This window comes from Nonomuraea sp. NPDC049486 (genome assembly GCF_040676925.1).
Taxonomy (GTDB): domain Bacteria; phylum Actinomycetota; class Actinomycetes; order Streptosporangiales; family Streptosporangiaceae; genus Nonomuraea; species Nonomuraea ferruginea.
This window is the reverse complement of record NZ_JBFAPV010000015.1, coordinates 26,219-46,909: the sequence shown is the minus strand read 5'-3', so window position 1 is coordinate 46,909 and position 20,691 is coordinate 26,219. Positions and strand designations below refer to the sequence as shown.

Here is a 20,691-nt window from a genome sequence, read left to right as displayed (position 1 = left end):
TCAGCCCTTCGTCGCGCCGGCGGTGAGGCCGGAGACCACGTACTTCTGCACGAACAGGGCGATCACCATGATCGGCAGGGTGACCACGGTGGTCGCGGCCATCAGGCCGCCCCAGTCGATGCTGGCGTACCCGACGAAGTCGAAGATCGCGACGGGCAGCGTCTTGGTGTCGGCGTCGGAGAGCACGAGCGCGAACATGAAGTTGTTCCAGGAGAAGATGAAGGACAGGATCCCGGCGGTGGCGATGCCCGGCACCGACAGCGGCAGCGTGATGCGGCGGAACGCGCCGATGTGGGTCAGCCCGTCGACCAGCGCCGCCTCCTCCAGCTCCGTCGGCAGGCTGTCGAAGTAGCCCATCATGATGTAGACCACCAGCGGCAGCGACACGAACATGTGGCTGATGATCAGCACCTCGTAGCCGCCGACCATCCGCAGGTTGGAGAAGACGTAGTACCAGGGCACCAGGAGCGAGACGCCGGGGATGATCCGGGCCATCAGCACCACCAGCGCGGACTTGCGCATGTTGAACCGGCTCATCGAGTAGGCGGCCGGCAGCCCGAGGATCAGCGACGCCACGGTGGCGGCGAACGCCACCCAGAGGCTGTTGACGATGAACGTGACGTAGTTCGCCTGCTGGAGCACCTTGCCGAAGTTGTCCAGGGTGGGCGAGAACACCAGGGCCTTGCCCGGGTCGTAGATGTCGACGTTGGTCTTGAACGCCGCGGCGACCATCCAGACCAGCGGCGCCACCAGGGCGAGCACCACGACGGTGAGCGCCGCCACCCGGAACACCCGGTACGCGAGACTGGGCCTCATCGCCGCGCCTCCTTGCGCCGGGCGGTCAGGGCCCACATCGCCCCGATGATGATCAGGAAGAACAGGATGAGGACGGTGGAGGAGACCCCGTACTCGTTGTAGTCGAAGCTGAGCCCGTAGGCGTACACGTTCAGGGTCTCCACCTCGTGGAACGAGCCGCCGCCGCGGCCCTTGGTGGCGTAGAGGATGTCGAAGGTCTTCAGCGCGTCGATGCCGCGCAGCAGGATCGCCACGGTCACCGTGGGCATCAGCAGCGGCAGGGTGACGTGCCGGAACCGCTGCCAGGTGCTGGCGCCGTCGATCCTGGCCGCCTCCTGCGGCTCCTCCGACAGCGAGGTGAGCCCGGCGAGCAGGATCAGCACCACCATCGGCGTCCACTGCCACACGTCGATGAAGATCGTGGTGGGCAGGGCGGTGTGCTCGCCGGCGAGCCACGGCTGCGGCCCGATGCCGATCCAGCCGAGCACCTGGTTGGCCATGCCGATGTTCGGGTCGAAGATGAGCCGCCACATCATGCCGACCGCGACCGGGGTGGCGACGAGCGGCAGCAGGATCGCGACCCGCACCCACTTCTGCCCCTTGAACGGCCGCCAGAGCAGCAGCGCGATCGCCATCCCGAGGACCATCTCGAACAGCAGCGCGACGCCGGTGAACGTGGCGGTCCGGCCGACGGCGGGCCAGAACCTGGTGGTGTCGGACAGCACGTCGAGGTAGTTCTGGAAGCCGACGAACTCGCTCTCGGCGCGGACCGATCCCTCGGCGTCGGTGAGGCTGAGGTACCCGGTCCAGGCCAGGGGGAACACGAGCAGCGCGGCGACGAAGGTCATCGCGGGCGCGGCGAACAGCCACTTGCGGTGGTCGTTGACCCAGCGCACCCAGCCGGGCGTGCCGGAGGCGCCGCTCGGCGCCTTGCTGGTGATCGTTGCCATGAGGTCTCCAGGGGTGGGCGGGCGGCGGGCGCTCGGCCCGCCGCCCGCGCGTGCCGCTTACTCGGCCTCGTCGTCCAGGAACTGCTGGAAGGCGGTGTGGGCCGTGTCGGCCGAAGCCGCGGCGTCCTTGCCGGTGATCGCGTCGACGATCGGCTGGCCGACGATCTCACGGGCCTCGGCGACCTTCACCACCAGCGGCCGGTCATGGCCGACGCCGTTCTCGGTGCTGGCCGCGATGGCCTCGGCCAGGTCCTCGGGGAAGGTCGAGACGCCCTCGGGGTCGGCCCAGACCGAGGTCCGGGCGCCCGGCACGCCGGACTTCTGCTGGGCGAGCGTCTGCTCCTTGCCCGTGGCCCACTCGATGAACTTCCAGGCGTTCTCGGTGTTCTCGGAGGCGTCGTTGATGCCCAGCGCCCACGACGGGATGTTGTACGGCTTCGAGCCCGCCGGGCCGGCCGGGAACGGCGCGAAGCCCACCTGGTCCGACACCTTGGACTTGTCCGCGTCGGTGGCGTTCTTGTAGAGCGAGTTCGCCTCGGTGTAGAAGGCGGCCTTGCCCTGGGTGAAGATCGCCATCGCCTCGGGCCAGCCCATGTCGGTGCTGACGTTCGCGGGGCCGTAGTCCTTGATCAGCTCGCCGTAGTAGGCGTACGCCTGCTTGGCCGCGTCGGTGCCGACCGCCGACTTGCCGCTCTGGTCGACGAAGTCGCCGCCGAAGCTGTAGAGGAAGCTGGAGAACTGGGTGACCGCCGCGGACTTGCCCGTACGGGCGACGAAGCCGGCGACGTCAGGCTCCGACTCCTTGATCTTGGCGGCGGCGGCCTTCAGCTCGTCCAGGGTCTTGGGCGGGGCACTCAGGCCGGCCTTCTCCAGCAGGTCCTTGCGGTAGTAGAGGACCTCCTGCTCGGTGATGATCGGGATGCCGACCGGCTTGCTCTCGTACGTGGTGGACTGCGCCGGGCCGGGCTGGAAGTCGCTGAAGTCCCAGCTCTCGGACTTAACCTGCTCCGTGAGGTCGGCCAGGTACTTGTTCCTGGCGAAGAGCTTGCCCTCCTGCAGGGGCCGGTACATCATCACGTCGATGTCGGCCGAGCCGGCGTTGAGCTTGACGTTGTACTGGTCGGAGAGCTGGTCCTCGCCGAGCTGGGTGATCTCCACCTTGAGCCCGGTCTGCTTCTCGAACTCGGGCAGTGCCTGCTTGACGTTCTCCGTCCACACGTGGTTGGCCAGGGTGACCCGGACCGTGTCGGACGCGCCGCCGCCGCCGTCGCCTCCGCCGCAGGCGGTCAGGCTCATGGCGACAACCACGGCCAGAGAAGTACCGGTTATCGATCGACGTCGCACGTCATCTCGCCTTTCTGGCATGGCCGCCGCCCCCCTGAAGGGCGCCACACTCGTCTAACATCTGACTAATGCCGGGATGTTAGGGCAAAAAAGCTGATTTATTCAAGGCTTGGCGTCAACTGATATGCTTTCAGCCGTGAACCAGTCCTCCCCAGGGGGCGCACCCACTCAGCGATCCCTTGCCGAGGCTGGGCTGCACGCACGAGTCCTCGACCATCTCGGCACCGCCATCTGCAACGGCGACGTGGCCGCCGGTTCCGTCCTGAGCATCGAAGACCTGGTCGACCGCTACCAGGTCTCCCGCTCGGTCATCCGCGAGGTGCTGCGGGTGCTCGCCTCCATGGGGCTCATCGAGACCCGGCGCCGGGTCGGCATCATGATCCAGGCCGCCGGCGCGTGGAGCGTCTTCGACCCGCAGGTGATCCGCTGGCGGCTCGCCTCCGGCGGGCGGATGGCGCAGATGCGCTCGATCACCGAGCTGCGGACCGCGATCGAGCCGCACGCCGCCTGGCTGGCCGCCGAGCGGATCGGCGACGACGAGGCGAGCGAGCTGGTCGGGCTCGCGGCCAAGATGTGGGCCGCGGGGAAGGCCGGCGATGAGTCGCGCTTCCTCAGCCTGGACATCGACTTCCACCGCCGGGTGCTGGCCGCCTCGGGCAACGAGATGTTCGCCAAACTGCAACTGATCGTCGCCGAGGTGCTGGCCGGACGTCACCACTACCACCTGATGCCCCACTACCCCCACGAGCAGGCGCTGCAGCTCCACATCGACGTGGCCCAGGCGCTCCAGCGGCGCGACGGCGAGCGGGCCAGGCAGGCCATGGTCGACATCATGGAGCAGGGGTTCGCCGAGATGCGGTCGATGTGGGAGCGGACGGCCGAGCCCGGCGGCGTGTGACCCCGTACGGGGGCCGCGTGTCGTGTCACCCCTTGCCCGCTCCTAAGATCCAAGGGTGGCGAAGTACCTGGACGTACACCCGGACAACCCCCAGCCCCGACTGATCAACCAGGTGGTGGATCTGCTGCACGCGGACGGGCTGATCGCGTACCCGACCGACTCGTGCTACGCCCTGGGCTGCCGGATCGGCAACAAGGACGGCATCGACCGGATCAGGGAGATCCGCGGCCTCGGCGACGAGCACCACTTCACGCTGGTGTGCCGGGACTTCGCCCAGTTCGGTCAGTTCGTGCACGTGAACAAGGCCGTGTTCCGCCTGGTCAAGGCGGCGACTCCCGGCGGTTACACGTTCATCCTGCCCGCCACCAAGGAGGTGCCGCGGCGGCTGCTGCACCCCAGGAAGAAGACGGTCGGCGTGCGGATCCCCGACCACGTCGTCACCCAGGCCCTGCTGGCCGAGCTGGGCGAGCCGCTGCTGTCGAGCACGCTGCTGCTGCCGGACGAGACCGAGCCCCTGACGCAGGGCTGGGAGATCAAGGAGCGGCTCGACCACGCGGTCGACGCCGTCATCGACTCCGGCGAGTGCGGCGCCACCCCGACGACCGTCGTCGACTTCTCGCAGGGCGAGCCCGAGATCCTCCGTCACGGCACGGGGCCCACGGACCTGTTCGAATAGCACCTTTCAGTCGGCGGTCCGGGCGACGATCAGGCACGCGAACGCCGCGAGGGCGAGCCCGGTCCGTACGAGGTGCAGGTTGAGCCACCGCTGACGGATCTCGTCCCAGCCGGCGGGCAGCGCGTCGGGGTCCCAGGCGTTCGCGACCTGGTTGAGGGGTTCCATCCCGGCGACGGTGAGGGCGACCGTGAGGACGACCAGGATCAGGGCGGCCGCGCTCAGGCCGAAGACGAGCCATCCGCGCTGCCATGACAGGACCGCGACGACGAGCAGGGCCGCGACGCTGATCAGCAGGAGCGGCGGCATGCGCTGGCCGTAGTCGGCGTTGAGCGCCTGCCAGTAGCGGACGTACGCGGGCCCCGGAATCCGGCCGACGGACGGGGCGAGCACCACGAAGAGGACACCGCCCGCGTACACGCCGACCAGTAACAGGGCCACCATCCTGGACGCGCTGAGAGCCAGGGACATAGCATGCCTTCCTTTTGGCTGGATCAGCACTTTTTCATTAGAGATGAATCCAGTCAATATATCTGGAAGCATGATGGCGATGACTGAGCCGAGGAAGCGCCGCTCGTACTCCAGCAGCCTGCGCCGCGAGCACGCGCAGGCGACCCGGCTGCGGATCGCGACGGCGGCGCGGGAGCTGATGGTCGGCAAGGGGTACGCCGACACCACGATGGCGCAGGTCGCGCGCGACGCCGGCGTGGCCGTCCAGACGCTCTACACGTCCTGCCCCGGCGGCAAGCCCGCGCTGGCGAAGCTGGTCTACGACATCACGCTGGCCGGGGACGCCGTGCCCGTGCCGCAGAGCGACCGGCCGGGGGTCCGGGCGATCATCGAGGAGCCCGACCCGGCACGCAAGCTGGCCCGGTACGCCGCGATGGCCACCTCGATCCTCCGGCGCGTCACCCCCGTGCACCGCGTGCTGCGCGCGGCGGCCGCCGCGGCCCCGTCCGACACCGGGCTGCGCGACGTGCTGGCGGGGATCGAGCGGGAAAGGCTGACCGGAAGCCGCGGACCGGCCGAGCATCTGCACGCTCTCGGCGCGCTGCGCCCGGGCCTCGGCCCCGGCGGGGCCGCCGCGCAGATCTACGTGCTCACCTCGACGGAGAACTTCGAGAAACTGACCGAGGTGTGCGGGTGGAGCGAGGCCGAGTACGAGGAATGGCTCGCCACCGTGCTCGCGGCGGCCCTCCTCGCCCCCTGACCCCTACGGCGACTCCTTGACGAAGCCGCTTCCCTATCTGGAGTGCATAGTTTTCTCGAGCGGAAAATCGGGTGACATTTCCTGGCGGGTGGCGGAAGGCTGGGCGTCGTCGATGAGTTTTGTCAGTGGCGTCCGTCAGTCTGTACATGACCACGACTTCCAGTGAGTCACAGTGCCGGGATGCCGGCCATGACCATGTCTCGCCTGACTATCCCGATCGAGGTACCGTGTCCAGCCGACTGCTCGACCCACCTGCCAAGCCCGTGGCCACCACCCCGGGCCGCACACCGGCCGTGATCCGGTTGCTGGTGCTCGCCACGTTCGTGGTCATCCTCAACGAGACGATCATGATCAACGCGATCCCCCAGCTGATGGCCGCGCTGCACATCACCGAGCAGACCGCGCAGTGGCTCTCGACCGCCTTCATGCTGACCATGGCGGCGGTGATCCCGATCACCGGCTGGTTCCTGCAGCGCGTCACCACCCGCGCCGCCTACTCGACCGCGATGGGCCTGTTCCTGGCCGGCACGGCGCTGGCCGTCGTCGCGCCGTCGTTCGAGGTGCTGCTGGCCGCCCGCATCATCCAGGCGTCCGGCACCGCCGTGATGATGCCCCTGCTGATGACCACGCTGATGCGGGTGGTGCCCCAGGAGGACCGGGGCCGGGTGATGGGCAACGTCACCCTGGCCATGTCGGTCGCGCCCGCGATGGGCCCGACGGTCTCGGGGGTGATCCTCCAGTTCGGGTCCTGGCGTCTGCTGTTCGCCGTGGTGCTGCCCATCGCCGCCCTGATCGCGTGGGGCGGCCTGAAGAGGCTGGAGAACGTCGGCACTCCCCAGCTCGGCAGCGTCGACTGGTTCAGCGTGGCAGCCGCCGCGACCGGCTTCGGCGGCCTGGTCTACGGGCTCAGCCGGTTCGAGGGCGGTGACGTCCGGGTGGCCGCCGCCATCGTGGCGGCCGGGCTGGCGACCATCGCCGTCTTCGTCTTCCGCCAGCTGTCGCTGCAGAAGCGCGGCGTGCCGCTGCTCGACCTGCGCACCCTGCGCCACCGCACCTACACGATCGCGCTGATCATGATGGCGGTGTCCTTCATGGCCATGCTCGGCTCGATGATCCTGCTGCCGCTCTACCTGCAGAGCGTCCGCGGGCTCAGCGCCCTGGAGACCGGGCTGCTGGTGATGCCGGGCGGCCTCGCCATGGGCCTGCTCGGCCCGGCCGTCGGCCGCCTGTTCGACAAGTACGGCGGCCGGGTGCTGGTCATCCCCGGCGCGATCGGCATCATGCTCACGCTCGCCGGCTTCACCCAGGTCTCGATGACCATGCCCTACTGGCAGATCCTCGGCCTGCACACGCTGCTGTCGGTCTGCCTGGCAGCGACGTTCACCCCGGTGTTCACCCTCGGGCTCGGCGCGGTCCCGCCGCGGCTCTACTCCCACGGCAGCTCGATCCTGAGCACGCTGCAGCAGGTCGCCGCGGCCTTCGGCACCGCGCTCGTGATCACCGTGATGAGCACGCGCTCCGAAGCGCTGGCGGCGGCGGGGGTCACCGAGGTGCTCGCCGACCTCGGCGGCATGCGGCTGGCCTTCGTGATCGGCGCGGCGCTGTCCGTGGTCGTGGTCGTCACCGCCCTGCTCCTCCCGGCCCGCGCCGCCTCCTCCGGCGAGGTGGACGCCGCGTAGGGCTCGATCGTCCGTACGGGGAAGCCCGCGTCAGGGCCACCAGCCCGCGACCACCTCGACGTCCTCGCGCCGGAGGGCGTCGTGCCAGACCGGGTCGCGCAGCAGCCGGGCCTCCCAGGACCGCACGACGCCGTCCGGTCCCTCGACCGCGTCCTCGCGTGACGGGTGCAGGAACAGCTCGCTCGTGCCCTCGGGGAGGGCTGCGAGCCGGCGGAGGTAGTCGTCCCGGAGTCGCTCGTACGCGCCGAGTTCAGATGCGGTGCTCCGGTTGGTCGCGATCGTCTCGGGGATGGCCACGCCGAGCGCGACGGCGTGCGCGACGGCGCGCTCGTGGAGGGCCGCGAGCGGCGGCGGGAGCGGCCCGCCGAAGTACGGCGCCGGGTCGCGGGGCAGCCTGAAGGCGAGGCCGTGGCGCGCGCACCACTCCAGCGCCTCGGCGAGCCACGACCTGCCGTGCAGGCCGTAGAGGGTGCCGGCGTGGGAGTCGGCGGCCACGGGGGTGAAACCCCGCTCCCGCATCCACCGCAGCTGCGCGTCCGCCTCCCCGATGACATCCTCGGCCTCCCCGCGAGCGCCCAGAGCCATCGGATCCTCGCTGAGCGTCCCGTCCGGTTCGACCAGGCTGGCCGCGCCGTCGAGCGGCCGCCACCGGGGGACGCCGCGCTCGCTCGTGAGCGTGACGTGCACCCGAGGCAGTACGCCGAGCTTCCGTACTTGTCCGGCCGCCTCCTCCGCGACCGGCGAGACGCAGATGAGCGTCGTCGCGCTGACATGCCCCTCGGCGAGCAGCGACACGATCACCTCGGTCGTCCCGCTCTCCCGCCCGAGGTCATCAGCCGTGATCACGACCCGGCGCCTCACCGCGGCCCCTCCACAGCCTCGTCCGCGACCCCGGATGACGGCTCCGCCACAGGCTTGACGGACGCCCCGCCCCCAGAACCGGGAGGCGGCTCCGCCGCCGCGCCGGGGGGTGGCCCATCCACCGAACCGGATGGCGGCCCGGCCACCGAACCGGTGGGTGGCTCCGCCGCCGAACCTGGAGGCGGCCCGGCCACCGAGCCGGATGTCCCGCCCACAGAACCGGAAGGCGGCTCCGCCGCCGAACCGAGGGGCGGCCCATCCACCGAACCGGATGGCGGCCCGGCCACCGAACCGGTGGGTGGCTCCCCCGCCGAACCTGGAGGCGGCCCGGCCACCGAGCCGGATGTCCCGCCCACAGAAGCGGAAGGCGGCTCCGCCGCCGAACCGTGTGGTGGCTCCGCGGCCGAGCCGGGGGATGGTTCGGAGGCTTCCGGGGGTGTTTCGAGGGGGACCGTGACGAAGCGGGCCGCGATCGCGCCGATCGTCGTCAGGATGAACGGGTAGACGCACAGGTACACGCGGAACGCGAGGCCGGGGTCGGCGCCGGGGTCGTCGCCGGAGTTGTAGCCGAAGAAGACGCCGAGCGAGGTGAGCGAGAGCCCGGTCACGATCCCGTTGAGCCGGCCGAAGAAGCCGAACGCCGACAGGAAGAGCCCTTCGCGGTGTTCCCCGTTGCGCGCCGCGTCGGCGTCCAGCACCCGCGCCACGATGAGGTCGTTCGTCGCGAGCATCCCCGACCACCCGGCCCCGACCAGCACCCCGGCGGCGATCGCGGTGACCAGGTCGGTGGCGAGGAACAGGGCGGCGAAGCTGGCCGCGAGGACCGCGAAGGCGACCCGCCAGGCCCACAGGGCGCCGCGGCGCGCGACGACGCGCGTCCACACCACGAGGCCGCCGGCCGAGACGAGGATGACGATGCCCTGCAGGTAGAGCGCGTTGCCGACCGGGAGCCCCAGCGAGTAGCGGACGTACAGCTGGATGCCCGAGAGCACGAGCGCCATGGCGATCCCGTAGCAGGCGCCGGTGAGCCCGACCGTCCAGAACATCCGGTTGCGCACGATCGACCACACGCTGCGCAGCAGCGGCGGCCGTTCGCGGGTGGAGTAGCGGGGGTTCTCGCGGGCGCCGAGCGCCATGAACACGATCACGACGAGCGCGATCACGCCGTAGATGATCGCGGTGGTCTGGAAGCCCTGGGTGGTCTCCTCGGTGCCGAACACCTGCGTGGTGAGCAACGGGGTGACCGCGAGCGAGATGACCAGCGCCACGAGCTGGAAGCCCTGGCGCAGCCCGTTGGCGACGGCGCGGTCACGCTCGCGCGGGTAGAGCTCGGGGAGCAGCGCTCCGTAGTTGGCGTTGAGCATCGAGTCGAAGGCCTCGCAGAGGATCGCGAACACCGCGAACCAGAGCAGGAGGCCGATGCCGTCCAGCGAGGCCGGTGCGGAGAAGAAGCCGATCATGCAGGCCGCGAGCATCGGCGCGCCGACGAGCAGCCACGGCCGGCGCCGGCCGAACCGGCTCCGGGTGCGGTCGGAGAGGTGGCCGAGCACGGGGTTGTCGATCGCGTCGATGATCGCGTAGATCACCATGACCACGCCGTAGGCGCGCACGTCGAGCCCGAGGATGTCGACGTAGAAGAGGATCATCGATCCCTTGATCATGTTGATCGGGATCGATGTGCCGAACATCCCGATGGCGTAGCGCCACGCGGGCGTCCGCGCCGGAGCGGGGGCCGTACCGGGCCGGGACAAGCGATCACCTTCCCTGCTGGTGCGACGCCCCACCGGATGCAACGCTCGATGGCTGCTCACACGTGTTCGACAACTCGCATAAGAAGATGCAGACAAGTGCCGTACGGCGTCAATAGCTGGGATCTTGTCGCGTACATCCGGCCCGGCACGACAAGATCGGATCGGGGCAGAATGTGCATCAACGTCCCCATTAACATGCATCTGTACGCTCGGTGGGCGCGGAAGCCCCAGACCTGCCGGACTGTCCGCACCCCCACGGAGATCTCCCCGCATGGACTTCGCCACGCGCCGGCGCCGGCACGCCCTGTTCCTGTTCTTCTTCCTCCCCGGGATCGCGCTGTCGTCATGGGTGACCCGCACCCCCGACCTCCGCGACCGGCTGGAGGCGTCCACCGCCCAGATGGGCCTGGTGCTGTTCGGCCTGTCGCTCGGCTCGATGATCGGGATCCTGTGCTCCGGCCGCTTCGTCTCCCGTTACGGGACCCGGCCGGTCATCGGCGCGGGCACCGGGCTGATCGTCGCGAGCACGGCGGTCATCGCGGCGGGCGCCCTGACGTCGTCCGCGCTCCTGGTCACGGCGGGCCTGTTCGCGTTCGGCGCGGGCATGGGAGCGGGCGAGGTCGCCATCAACGTCGACGGCGCCGACGTCGAACGCATCAGCGGCACGACGACGATGCCCACCATGCACGGCTGCTTCAGCCTGGGCACCGTCATCGGCGCCTGCGCGGGCATCGCGGCCACGGCCGCTCGCCTCCCGGTCCACTGGCACCTGGCCGCGGTCACCCTCATCACCGCCGCGATCCTCTGGTACGCCATCCGCGCCATCCCCGCGGGCACCGGGAGGAGCCTGCCGGACGAGACCCGCACCGGCCGGTCGAAGCCGCAGGTCTGGAAGGACGGCAGGCTTCTCCTGATCGGCGCGATCGTGCTGGCGATGGCCCTGGCCGAGGGTGCCGCCAACGACTGGCTGCCGCTGCTCATGGTGGACGGGCACGGCTTCAGCGCCGCGTCCGGCTCCCTGGTCTACACCGGGTTCGCCGCCGCCATGACCGTCGGCCGCTTCTGCGGCGCCTTCTTCCTGGACCGCTACGGGCGGGCCGCCGTCATGCGCGCCAGCGCCGTCTTCGGGGCGCTGGGCCTCCTCGTGGTGATCTTCTCGGACCACGCCGTCCTGGCGGGGACGGCGGTGCTGCTCTGGGGCCTCGGCGCGTCGCTGGGCTTCCCCGTCGCGCTGTCGGCCGCGGGAGAGTCGGGACCGGACGAGACCGCGCGCGTCAGCCTGGTGGCCACGATCGGCTACATCGCCTTCCTCGTGGGCCCGCCCGCGCTCGGCTTCCTCGGCGACCACTGGGGTCTGCGCGCGGCCATGCTGGTGGTGCTCGCCTTCGTCGTCTCCGCCGTCTTCCTGGCGCCCGCCGTCGGCGCCCGCTCTCCCGCGGCCTCCGCCGGTGATCAGCGCAGGTAGACGTCGGGCTGGGGTGGGGTGCCCATGCCGTCGCCGATGAAGAAGCTCGGGTGCGGCGGCTGGTTGTAGGCGGTGTTCTGCCAGGCCAGGGCCACCCGGTACTGCGGGTCGTGCAGCAGGGTGTGGATCTTGGTGGTGGTCGCGTGGGGCGTGGAGTAGATCCGCAGGGCGCGGTCGTCGGTGGTGGGCCAGATGACCTCTTCACGCCAGTCGCCCAGGATGTCGCCCGACAGTGACGGGGTCGCCTTGGTGCCGTTGTTGCTGTGCACCCCGGAGGCGGTCAGCAGGCGGGTCTCGCCGCCGGTGCCGTACTTGTCGATCCGGGTCTGGTCCAGCAGCTCGCGCACCGGGTCGCCGTCCCACCAGGACAGGAAGTTGGCCGAGGAGGGCTGGCGGCCGACCACCGTGCCGGAGGTGTTGCGCAGCCCGTTCTGTCCCGCGCCCGCGGCCCAGGACTCGGCGCCGGGGCTGCCGGCGTAGACGTCGCCGGCCACGCCGCGGCCCGGTCCCTCCCCGTCGGACCCGGAGCCGGTGCCGGTCTGCCACAGCACCTGGCCGTTACGGGCGTCGACCATGTACAGCCCCGGCCGGCTCGCCGACTCGGAGATCTTCACGTACTCCTGGCCCGCCCTGGCGGGGTTGAGGTCGCCCAGGTGGGCGGCGTCGCCGTGGCCCCATCCGACGTTCCAGAGGCCGCGGCCGTTGTCGTCGATGGCGGCCGCGCCGTACACGATCTCGTCGCGTCCGTCGCCGTCCACGTCGCCGATGGTGAGCGCGTGGTTGCCCTGGCCGGCGTACGAGCCGTTGCCGGAGGCGTTGGAGTCGAACGTCCAGCGCTTGACGAGCGCGCCGGCGCGGAAGTCCCAGGCGGCGATCACGCTGCGGGTGTAGTAGCCGCGGGCCATGATCAGGCTGGGCCGCCGGCCGTCCAGGTAGGCGGTGCCGGCCAGGAACCGGTCCACCCGGTTGCCGTAGTTGTCGCCCCAGGAGGAGACGGTGCCGCGGGGCGGGTCGTAGTTCACCGTGGACATGGCGGCGCCGGTCTGGCCGTTGAACATGGTCAGATACTCGGGGCCGGACAGGATGTAGCCGCTGGAGTTGCGGTGGTCGGCGCTCGCGACGCCGATGACGGTGCCGCGGCCGTCGATGGTTCCGTCGGCGGTCTTCATCGCGACCTCGGCCCTGCCGTCGCCGTCGTAGTCGTAGACCTGGAACTGCGTGTAGTGCGCGCCGGCGCGGATGTTGCGGCCCAGGTTGATCCGCCACAGGCGGGTGCCGTCCAGCTTGATGCCGTCGATGTAGACGGGGTCGGTCACGCCGGACTGGGAGTTGTCCTTGGAGTTGTTCGCCTCCCACTTCAGCACCAGGTCCAGGCGGCCGTCGCCGTCCAGGTCGCCCACGCTGGCGTCGTTGGCGTGGTGGCCGCCGCTGGGCGGCGAGATGGGCACGTCGAGATAGCCGCTCGCGAACCGGAGCGCGGGCTCCGAGGCCGGGCCCTCGGTCCCGCCGACAACCGGGCGCACCGTGTAGGAGGCGTCGCTCGCCGCGCCGGAGTCCAGGTAGTTGGTGGAGTTCGTGACGGTCGCGACGCGCGTGCCGCCCCGGTAGACGTTGAAGGACGTCGCGCGCGCCTCGTTGCCCAGCAGCCGCCAGGAGACCTGGTTGCCGCTGCCGAAGCGGACGCTGATCAGGCCGCGGTCGAGGTCCTCGGCCTGCTTGTTCCCCTCGGGCACGGGCGTCTGCGTGACGGTCGGGGTCACTGTGGGGGTCACTGTCGGGGTCGGCTCGCCGGGGTCGCCGGTGCAGGTGACGCCGTTGAGCGCGAACGAGGCGGGAGCGGGGTTGCTGGAGCCGTTCCAGGAGGCGTTGAAGCCGAACGTCGCGCTGCCGCCCTGCGGGATCGCGGCGTTGTGGCCGGCGTCCACGGCCCTGACGGCGGAGCCGTTCTGCGTGGCGGTGGCGTTCCAGGCCTGGCTGACCTGCTGGCCGGCGGTGAACGACCAGTCGAGGCGCCAGCCGTCGACCGCCTCGCCCACGTTCCGGATGGTCACGTTGGCGGTGAACCCGCCGGGCCACTGGGCGGCTACGGCGTAGTCGACTTCGCACGCCACCGCCGCGGCGTGCGAGGGGAGGGCGACGGCGCCCGCGACCACCAGGCAGACGGTGCTGCCGAGCGCCGCGACGAGGTGCGTTGGACGGGATAAACGTTTCATTGAGCGTCCAATCAGAAGGGAGGTTTCGATGGACCGCTGAGCGCCTACACCGTAGAAATCCCCTGCTCAGAGTTCAATCGTGGCCGGGCTCTCCTGACGGGCCGGGTTGTTACCTTTCAGGTCAGAGCGGCGGGCCGGGCGCGGAAGCGTGAAACTTTCGGGATCGGCGCGCTCAGCGGCGGGGCGCCGCCGTCGACTCGCGGACGACCAGCCGCGGCCGGTAGACGAGCTTCTGGTGCCGGTGACCCGGCCGGGCCTCGTCCAGGAGCAGCTCCGCCGCGACCCGGCCCAGCTCGCGCTTCGGCTGCCACACCGTGGTCAGCGGCGGGGCGAGCTGCGCGGCGAACGCCACGTCGTCGTACCCGACCACGGACATCTCCTGCGGCACCGCGATCCCCCGTTCGCGCAGGCCGCCGATCACCCCGAGGGCCGCCGCGTCGTTGAGGCAGAGGATCGCGGTGGGCGGGTCGGCGGCGCTCAGCACGTCCTCCAGCGCCGCCGCGGCGGTCACCGTGATGTCGGGCGACGGCACCCGGACGTCCAGCACACCCCTGCCGGGGTCCAGGCCGGCCCGCTCGAACGCCCTGCGCACCCCGGCGTGGCGCTCGGCGGTCTGCTGCACCTCGATCGACGCGCCCAGCAGGGCGATCCGCCGGTGCCCCAGCTCGATCAGGTGGGTGGCGACCTGCTCGCCGCCCCACTGGTTGTCGATCGACACCGAGCACAGCCGGCCGTCGGACCTGTGGTCCAGCAGCACCACGGGGACGCCGCGCCCGGCCAGGGTGACCAGCGGGTCCAGGTCGGTCTCGACCGGGGTGATGAGCACCCCGCGCACGCCCTGCTTCTCCAGCTCCTGGAGGTAGTGCTGCTCCCGCCCGGGCTGCAGGTCGGTGCTGCAGGTCATGAGCATGCAGCCGTCCTGGAGCAGCCTGTCCTCTACGCCTCGGCACACCTCGGTGAAGAACGGCCCGGCGATGTCGAGGGTCACCGCGCCGACCAGCGGGCTGGGCGCGCCCCGTAACCGCCTGGCGGCGTCGTTCGGCAGGTAGCCGACGCGCTCCATCGCCGCGTGCACGCGCCGGCGCGTCTCCTCGGCCACGAGCTCGGGGTTGTTCAGCACGTTGCTCACGGTCGTCGGGGACACGCCCGCCTCTTTCGCGACCTGCCGCATGCCGGCGCGGCGCGGCGCGGAAGCGGCCGAAGCGTCCCGGATCACCGCAGCACCATATCCGGGGTCATCTCACCCGGCCACGGCCTTGAGCGACGCTTCGAGGATGTCGACGCCGGTGTGCAGCTCGTCGTCGGTGATCGTGAGCGGCGGGGCGATGCGGAAGATGCCTCCCATGCCGGGCAGCTGGACGATGTTCATGTGCAGGCCCCGTTCGAGGCAGGCCGAGGTGACGGCGTTGCCCAGCGCGTCGGCGGGCGCCTTGCTCCGCTTGTCCTCCACGAGCTCGATGCCCTGGAGCAGGCCACGGCCGCGGACGTCGCCGACGACCTCGTACCTGTCGCGGAGATCGAGCAGCCGGTCGGCGAGCCGGGCGCCGAGCCGGGCGGCGCGCTCGACGAGGGCGTCACGCTCGATGACGTCCAGCACCGTCAGCGCGACGGAGGCGGCCAGCGGGTCGGAGACGTGCGTGGTGTAGAAGAGGAAGCCCCGGTCGTGGCAGACCTGCTCGATCTCGGCGGTGGTGACGACGGCCGCCACGGGCAGCCCGGCTCCGAGGGTCTTCGACAGCGTCAGGATGTCGGGGGCGACCCCGTCGCGCTCGAACGCGTACATGGCGCCGGTGCGGCCGAGGCCGGTCTGCGCCTCGTCGAGGATCAGCAGCATGCCGCGCTCGTCGCACAGCTCCCTGAGGCGGCGCAGGTAGCCGGGCGGCAGGTCGATGATCCCGCCCGACGACAGGATGGGCTCGACGAGACAGGCGGCGAGGCTCCCCGCCGACTGCTGGTCGACCAGGGCGAAGCCGTAGGCGAGCTCCGCCTCCCAGTCGTGCGACCCGTCGGAGGACCGGAACGGCGACCGGTAGGCGTTCGGCGCGGGCAGCGCGAGGTTGCCCGGCGTCGGCGGGCCGTAGCCGCGCCGCCCGGCCGAGAAGGTCGCCGAGGCCGCGCCCTGGGTCATGCCGTGCCACGAGCGGTCGAAGGAGACGATCTCGTAGCGGCCGGTGGCGAGCTTGGCCATCTTGATCGCGGCCTCGTTCGCCTCCGCCCCCGTGGTGAGCAGCAGCATCCTGCCCAGCGCCGGAGGCAGGGTCGCGGTGAGCCTGGCGGCGAGGTCCACGACCGGGGCGCTGAGCATGCCGCTGTAGAGGTGGCCGAGCGACGCGACCGCGGACGAGACGGTGGCCACGATGTCGGGGTGCGCGTGGCCGAGGATGGCGCTCATCTGCCCCGAGGTGAAGTCGAGGATCGGCCTGCCCTGGCGGTCGAAGACATGCGCGCCGGAGGCCCGTTCGATGACCCGCGGGGTGAAAGTGCCTCCGTAGCGGACCAGGAGGCGGTCCGCCTCCTCCCAGAACGTCGTGTCCATCGCCAGTCCTCTCCGGCCGCGCCGAGACGCCGCGTGCCTCGCCCGTGGCCATCTTCGATCAACGGCGGGAGCCGTCACAAGCCCGCGCGCAGCCGCCCGCCCGCGGCGGTCTCATTCTGTCGCCCGCTGCTGCTAGATCTTGCACCGCCGAACCCGCCTCCGACAGGGACGATCCGCATGCACCTCTCCCCCCTCGCGCAGCGTCTTCTCAACCTGCTCACCGGCACCGCGAACGACCCCACCTACTGGCCGGACGCCTCCCGGCTGAGCGTCGGGTTCGTCGGGCTGGGCGGCTCGCCGATCCCGGACGGCGACGGCATCCCGGTGTCGGTCCGGTACGCGCTCGGCGAGCCTGCCCGGCAGGTGCTGGTCGCGCCGGCCCGCGAGCTGGTCGGGCGCCTCCTGGAGGACGGGCGGCGGTCGGACGACCCCGTCATGGTCGTGGTGGCGGCGGGGCTGGCCGGCATGGACGCCGAGGTGCGCGCCCGGTTCGCCGGGGAGCGCGGGCCGATCGCGGTCGCGGAGCTGGACGTGCTGCTCGGCTGGGACGTGGAGCGGCGGTCGCTGTTCTGGGAGGCGGTGCGGCCGGACGGGCCGCCGCCGCCCGGCCTGGCGCCCTGGCTCGGCGGCCTGCCCGGCTACCCAGAGTTCGCCCGGACGGCTCTGGAGACGGCCGCGGCCCGCGTCGCGGCGATCCAGGCCGGCGAGATCCCGTACGAGGCGGAGAAGGCGTTCGGCAGCGGGGAGAAGGCTGCCATCGGCCGGGCCGTGCGGCTGGCCCTCCGGCGGGACGAGCCCTGGCTGCCCGGGTTGCTCGACACGCTGGTGCGCGGGGTCGCGGTGGCGCCCACCGGGGCCGGGACGCTGCCTTCCCAGGCGGTGCTGTTCGAGATCGCCCGCGCGGCCGAGGAGCACCCGACCCCCGAGGTGGTCTCCGCGCTCCGCGCCGCGAGCCGGGCCACCCGGCACGCCGGGGTGCCCAGGCAGCTCGCCCGCATGCTCAAGCGCGTCGAGCCCGCCCTGGCCGACCGGCTGGAGGTGGCGTTCCGGCTGCCCGACGGGCCGGTGCGGCAGGCCGTCGGCGAGCACACGGCGGTGATCTCGGCCGACGACGAGATCGAGCTGTCGTGGTGGCACGGCGACCGGAAGCTGAAGACGGTTCCCGTGGCGGTCACGCGGGAGCACCCCGAGGAGGTCGGGCGGCTGCGCGAGCTGGTCAAGCGGACCCGGCAGCAGCGGGCCACCCTGGTCAGGGCGCTGGAAGCCGGGTGCGCCGGCACGTCGGCTCCGCCGTACCGGCTGCTGGAGGGGCATCCGATCACGGACCGGCTCATCTGGGAGTTCGAGGTCTCGCCCGGCGTGTGGCGCGCCGAGCTGGGGCTTACCGTGCCGGACGTGCCGGTGCGGCTGTGGCATCCGGCCCGCGCGCGGGCCGAGGAGGTGCGCGCCTGGCGGGAGGTGGTGCGGGGCGAGGAGCTGCGCCAGCCGTTCAAGCAGGCCTTCCGCGAGGTCTACCTGATCACCCCGGCCGAGGAGGCGAGCGGCGTCTCCTCCCACCGGTTCACCGAGCAGGTGGTGCGTTACCGCAGGCTCCGCGCGCTGTTCAAGGAGCGGGGCTGGACGTCCGGCTTCCTGGGGGCGTGGGACGGCGCCGAGCTCGACGGCGACGCCCGGCGTGTGATGGCGGGCGGACGGTGGCGGGCGAGGCTGAGCCACCACCTGTACGACGAGGACCACGCGATCACGGGGGAGGTCGGCTTCGACCGTCTCGTGGAGGGCGGGTGGCGCGCCGCGCCGTTGACGGACGTGCCGGCGCCGGTGTTCAGCGAGGCCATGCGCGACGTCGACCTGTTCGTGGCCGCCTCCGGCCCGTCCATCACCGCCCGGCTCCAGGCTTGATCCACGCGGCGTCGGCCCGCGCCGGCCGGGGCACGGAGGCCACCAGGGCGCGTGTGTAGGGGTCGCGCGGCCGGGCGAACACCTCCGTGACGTCGCCCTCCTCCACGACCCGGCCGTCCTTCATGACCAGCACGCGATCGGCCACGTGATGGACCACACCCAGGTCGTGGGAGATGAACACCATCGCGGTGCCGTACTCGGCCTGGATGTCGGCGAGCAGGTCGAGCACCTGCGCCTGGATCGAGACGTCGAGCGCCGAGACCGGCTCGTCGCAGACCAGCACGTCGGGGCGGGGGCCGAGGGCGCGGGCGATGGCGACGCGCTGGCGCTGGCCGCCGGACAGCTCCCTGGGGTGGCGGGCGGCCGTCCCGGGCGGCAGGCCGACGCGGGCCAGCAGGTCGAGGACGCGCTCGCGGCGTCCGGCCCGGGGCAGGCGGAGCGGCTCGGCGATCAGGCGGCCGACGGTGTGGCGCGGGTCGAAGGAGTCGAGCGGGTTCTGGGAGACGAGCTGGATGCGGGGGCGCAGCGGGCGGCGGGCGCGTTCGGGCCGGCGGCTCCACGGCTGCCCGTGCAGGGTGACCTGGCCGGCGCCGGGTTCGAGCAGGCCGAGTACGAGCCGGGCGAGCGTGGTCTTGCCCGACCCGGACTCCCCCACGACGCCGAGCGTCTCGCCGGCGTGCAGGGTGAAGAAGACGTCGTGGACGACGCGGCGGGAGCCGTACGAGCGGGCGAGCCCGGTCCCGGCGAGGACCCGGGCGGACAGGTCAGGAGTGGCACGGGCGCGCGGGGCGCCGGTGGTGAGGCGGGTGCCGCGGGAGGCCACGGACGGGACGGCGGCCAGCAGCGCCCGGGTGTAGTCGTGGGCGGGCGCGGACAGCACGTCGCGGGCGGGGCCTTCCTCCACGATCCGGCCGTCCTTCATGACCAGGATGCGGTCGGCGATCGAGGCGACCACGGCCAGATCGTGGCTGATCAGCAGCAGCGCGGTCCCGGCGGCCCGGCGCTCGGCGAGCAGCCGCAGGATCTGGGCCTGGACGGTGACGTCGAGCGCCGTGGTCGGCTCGTCGGCGATGATCAGCGGCGGGTCGGCGGCGATGGCGGAGGCGATCAGGGCCCGCTGCCGCAGCCCGCCGGAGAGCTGGTGGGGATACTGGCCGGCGCGGGTCGCGGGCTCGGGCACGCCCACCGCGTCCAGCAGTTCCAGCACCCGGTCCGCGCGGCGGGCCCGGGGCACGACGTCGTGGACGGCGAGCACCTCGGCGATCTCGGCGCCCACCGTGCGCAGCGGGTCCAGCGAGACCAGCGCGTCCTGCAGGACGAGTCCGGCGAACCCGCCGCGCAGCCGCCGCCAGTCGGCCGGGGTGAAGGCGAGGGCGTCCCTGCCGGACACCCGGAACGCCCCGGCCCGGACCTCCGAGCCGGGTCCGGCGAGGCCGAGCAGGGTGCGGGCGGTGACGCTCTTGCCGGAGCCGGACTCGCCGACGATCGCCACGCACTCCCCGGGCGCCACCGACAGCGAGATGCCGCGCACGACCTCGGCGCCGCCGAAGCTCACCCGCAGGTCCTCCACGGTCACCAGCGAGGTCATGGTGTCCTCCCCTCGAAACGGCGTTGCAGGCGGCGTCCGACGACGGTCAGGCAGACGACGGTGAGCGTGATCGCGAGGCCCGGGAAGAACGCCTCCCACCAGGCGACCCGCAGGTAGTTGCGGGCCTCGGAGAGCATCGCGCCCCACTCGGCGGCGGGCGGCTGCGGCCCCATGCCGAGGAAGCTGAGCCCGGAACCGGCGATCACGGCCTGTCCGAGTCCGATGGTGGCCAGGACGGGGATCGGGCCGAGCACGTTCGGCAGCACGTGCCCGCGGTGATCGCCAGGCGGGAGCGGCCGAAGGTGACGGCCTGCTCGACGTAGCCGGAGCGGCGGACGACGAAGGTCTGGGCGCGGACCACGCGGGCGTAGCTGGGGATCTGGGCGACGGCGATCGCGAAGATCACGTTCATCGTCCCCGGGCCGGTGATCGCCACGATGAGCAGGGCGAGCAGCAGTTCGGGCAGGGTGGACAGCACGTCGAACGAGCGGGCCAGCGCCTCGTCCAGCCACTTCGGCGACAGCCCGGCGGCCAGGCCGAGCAGCACGCCGGAGGTGACGGCCAGGAAGGTGGCGGCCACGCCGATGCTGATGGAGTGGCGGGCCCCGTACACGACCCTGGCCAGCACGTCGCGGCCGAGGTGGTCGCTGCCGAACCAGTGGGCGCCGCCGGGCGGGGCGAGCGCGTCCATCGGGTCGGCGGCCAGGGGGTCGGCGGCCGTCAGCAGACCGGGCGCGGCGACAGCGAGGGCCAGCAGCGCGAGAAGAGCACCCGGTACGAGCCACCCCAGGACGTTCCCGCGCACAGCAGGACGGAAGAGACGGCGCAG

18 protein-coding genes are annotated in these 20,691 nt (G+C 71.8%); 6 read left to right on the top strand and 12 right to left on the bottom strand.

All coding sequences use genetic code 11. The features are described 5' to 3' along the window. From AB0K05_RS34715 to AB0K05_RS34705, 3 genes are read right to left on the bottom strand one after another with little or no spacing between them, the layout of a single operon-like run. Window positions 1-816, bottom strand: coding sequence for a carbohydrate ABC transporter permease (locus tag AB0K05_RS34715; protein WP_148033094.1), 816 nt, complete (start codon window positions 814-816; stop codon window positions 1-3). After that, window positions 813-1,745, bottom strand: a complete 933-nt coding sequence (locus tag AB0K05_RS34710; protein ID WP_148033095.1) for a sugar ABC transporter permease — start codon at window positions 1,743-1,745, stop codon at window positions 813-815. The genes AB0K05_RS34715 and AB0K05_RS34710 overlap by 4 nt, the downstream gene beginning before the upstream one ends. Window positions 1,746-1,802: 57 nt before the next feature. Continuing rightward, entirely contained in the window at window positions 1,803-3,041 is a 1,239-nt protein-coding gene (locus AB0K05_RS34705; protein ID WP_271276388.1) for a sugar ABC transporter substrate-binding protein, read from the bottom strand. A 184-nt stretch (window positions 3,042-3,225) separates the two neighbouring features. On the opposite strand from AB0K05_RS34705, the gene AB0K05_RS34700 reads away from it, so the two are divergent. Together AB0K05_RS34700 and AB0K05_RS34695 are read left to right on the top strand one after the other, a co-directional pair. Further along, window positions 3,226-3,987: an FCD domain-containing protein gene (locus AB0K05_RS34700; RefSeq protein ID WP_222709044.1), complete on the top strand. Its 762-nt coding sequence runs from the start codon at window positions 3,226-3,228 to the stop codon at window positions 3,985-3,987. Between the two features lie 55 nt (window positions 3,988-4,042). After that, window positions 4,043-4,663, top strand: coding sequence for an L-threonylcarbamoyladenylate synthase (locus AB0K05_RS34695; protein WP_364234879.1), 621 nt, complete (start codon window positions 4,043-4,045; stop codon window positions 4,661-4,663). 6 nt (window positions 4,664-4,669) lie between these two features. Here AB0K05_RS34695 and AB0K05_RS34690 read toward each other — a convergent pair whose 3' ends face one another. Next, window positions 4,670-5,131: a DUF1772 domain-containing protein gene (locus AB0K05_RS34690; RefSeq protein ID WP_364234876.1), complete on the bottom strand. Its 462-nt coding sequence runs from the start codon at window positions 5,129-5,131 to the stop codon at window positions 4,670-4,672. 79 nt (window positions 5,132-5,210) lie between these two features. On the opposite strand from AB0K05_RS34690, the gene AB0K05_RS34685 reads away from it, so the two are divergent. Next, entirely contained in the window at window positions 5,211-5,870 is a 660-nt protein-coding gene (locus AB0K05_RS34685; protein ID WP_364234873.1) for a helix-turn-helix domain-containing protein, read from the top strand. Between the two features lie 227 nt (window positions 5,871-6,097). Further along, window positions 6,098-7,549, top strand: coding sequence for an MDR family MFS transporter (locus tag AB0K05_RS34680; RefSeq protein WP_364234871.1), 1,452 nt, complete (start codon window positions 6,098-6,100; stop codon window positions 7,547-7,549). A gap of 30 nt (window positions 7,550-7,579) precedes the next feature. Here the strand turns inward: AB0K05_RS34680 and AB0K05_RS34675 are convergent, their stop codons facing one another. Next, window positions 7,580-8,395 carry a ChbG/HpnK family deacetylase gene (locus AB0K05_RS34675; protein WP_364234868.1) on the bottom strand — a complete coding sequence of 272 codons (816 nt, stop codon included), beginning with the start codon at window positions 8,393-8,395 and terminating at the stop codon, window positions 7,580-7,582. An 11-nt stretch (window positions 8,396-8,406) separates the two neighbouring features. Continuing rightward, window positions 8,407-10,161, bottom strand: coding sequence for an MFS transporter (locus AB0K05_RS34670; protein ID WP_364234866.1), 1,755 nt, complete (start codon window positions 10,159-10,161; stop codon window positions 8,407-8,409). A 271-nt stretch (window positions 10,162-10,432) separates the two neighbouring features. On the opposite strand from AB0K05_RS34670, the gene AB0K05_RS34665 reads away from it, so the two are divergent. Further along, window positions 10,433-11,626, top strand: a complete 1,194-nt coding sequence (locus AB0K05_RS34665) for an MFS transporter (RefSeq protein ID WP_364234863.1) — start codon at window positions 10,433-10,435, stop codon at window positions 11,624-11,626. Here the strand turns inward: AB0K05_RS34665 and AB0K05_RS34660 are convergent. The 3 genes from AB0K05_RS34660 to AB0K05_RS34650 form a co-directional block, all read right to left on the bottom strand. Then, window positions 11,614-13,839, bottom strand: coding sequence for a cellulose binding domain-containing protein (locus AB0K05_RS34660; RefSeq protein WP_364234861.1), 2,226 nt, complete (start codon window positions 13,837-13,839; stop codon window positions 11,614-11,616). The genes AB0K05_RS34665 and AB0K05_RS34660 overlap by 13 nt on opposite strands. Window positions 13,840-14,011: 172 nt before the next feature. After that, window positions 14,012-15,055: a LacI family DNA-binding transcriptional regulator gene (locus tag AB0K05_RS34655; protein ID WP_148033105.1), complete on the bottom strand. Its 1,044-nt coding sequence runs from the start codon at window positions 15,053-15,055 to the stop codon at window positions 14,012-14,014. Between the two features lie 24 nt (window positions 15,056-15,079). Further along, entirely contained in the window at window positions 15,080-16,375 is a 1,296-nt protein-coding gene (locus AB0K05_RS34650) for an aspartate aminotransferase family protein (protein ID WP_364234859.1), read from the bottom strand. Window positions 16,376-16,552: 177 nt separating this feature from the next. Between AB0K05_RS34650 and AB0K05_RS34645 the strand changes: the two genes are divergently transcribed. Next, entirely contained in the window at window positions 16,553-18,274 is a 1,722-nt protein-coding gene (locus tag AB0K05_RS34645; protein WP_364234857.1) for a DUF4132 domain-containing protein, read from the top strand. Here AB0K05_RS34645 and AB0K05_RS34640 read toward each other — a convergent pair. Genes AB0K05_RS34640 through AB0K05_RS34630 form a run of 3 tightly spaced genes read right to left on the bottom strand, consistent with a single transcriptional unit; the run spans window position 18,252 to window position 20,667 of the window. Beyond that, a complete protein-coding gene (locus tag AB0K05_RS34640; RefSeq protein WP_364234854.1) occupies window positions 18,252-19,862 on the bottom strand; it encodes an ABC transporter ATP-binding protein in 1,611 nt (536 codons plus the stop codon). The genes AB0K05_RS34645 and AB0K05_RS34640 overlap by 23 nt on opposite strands. Then, a complete protein-coding gene (locus tag AB0K05_RS34635) occupies window positions 19,859-20,116 on the bottom strand; it encodes a hypothetical protein (protein WP_364234852.1) in 258 nt (85 codons plus the stop codon). The genes AB0K05_RS34640 and AB0K05_RS34635 overlap by 4 nt, the downstream gene beginning before the upstream one ends. After that, on the bottom strand, window positions 20,065-20,667 hold the full coding sequence (locus tag AB0K05_RS34630) for an ABC transporter permease (RefSeq protein ID WP_364234849.1): 603 nt from the start codon (window positions 20,665-20,667) through the stop codon (window positions 20,065-20,067). The genes AB0K05_RS34635 and AB0K05_RS34630 overlap by 52 nt, the downstream gene beginning before the upstream one ends. Between the last annotated feature and the right edge of the window lie 24 nt (window positions 20,668-20,691).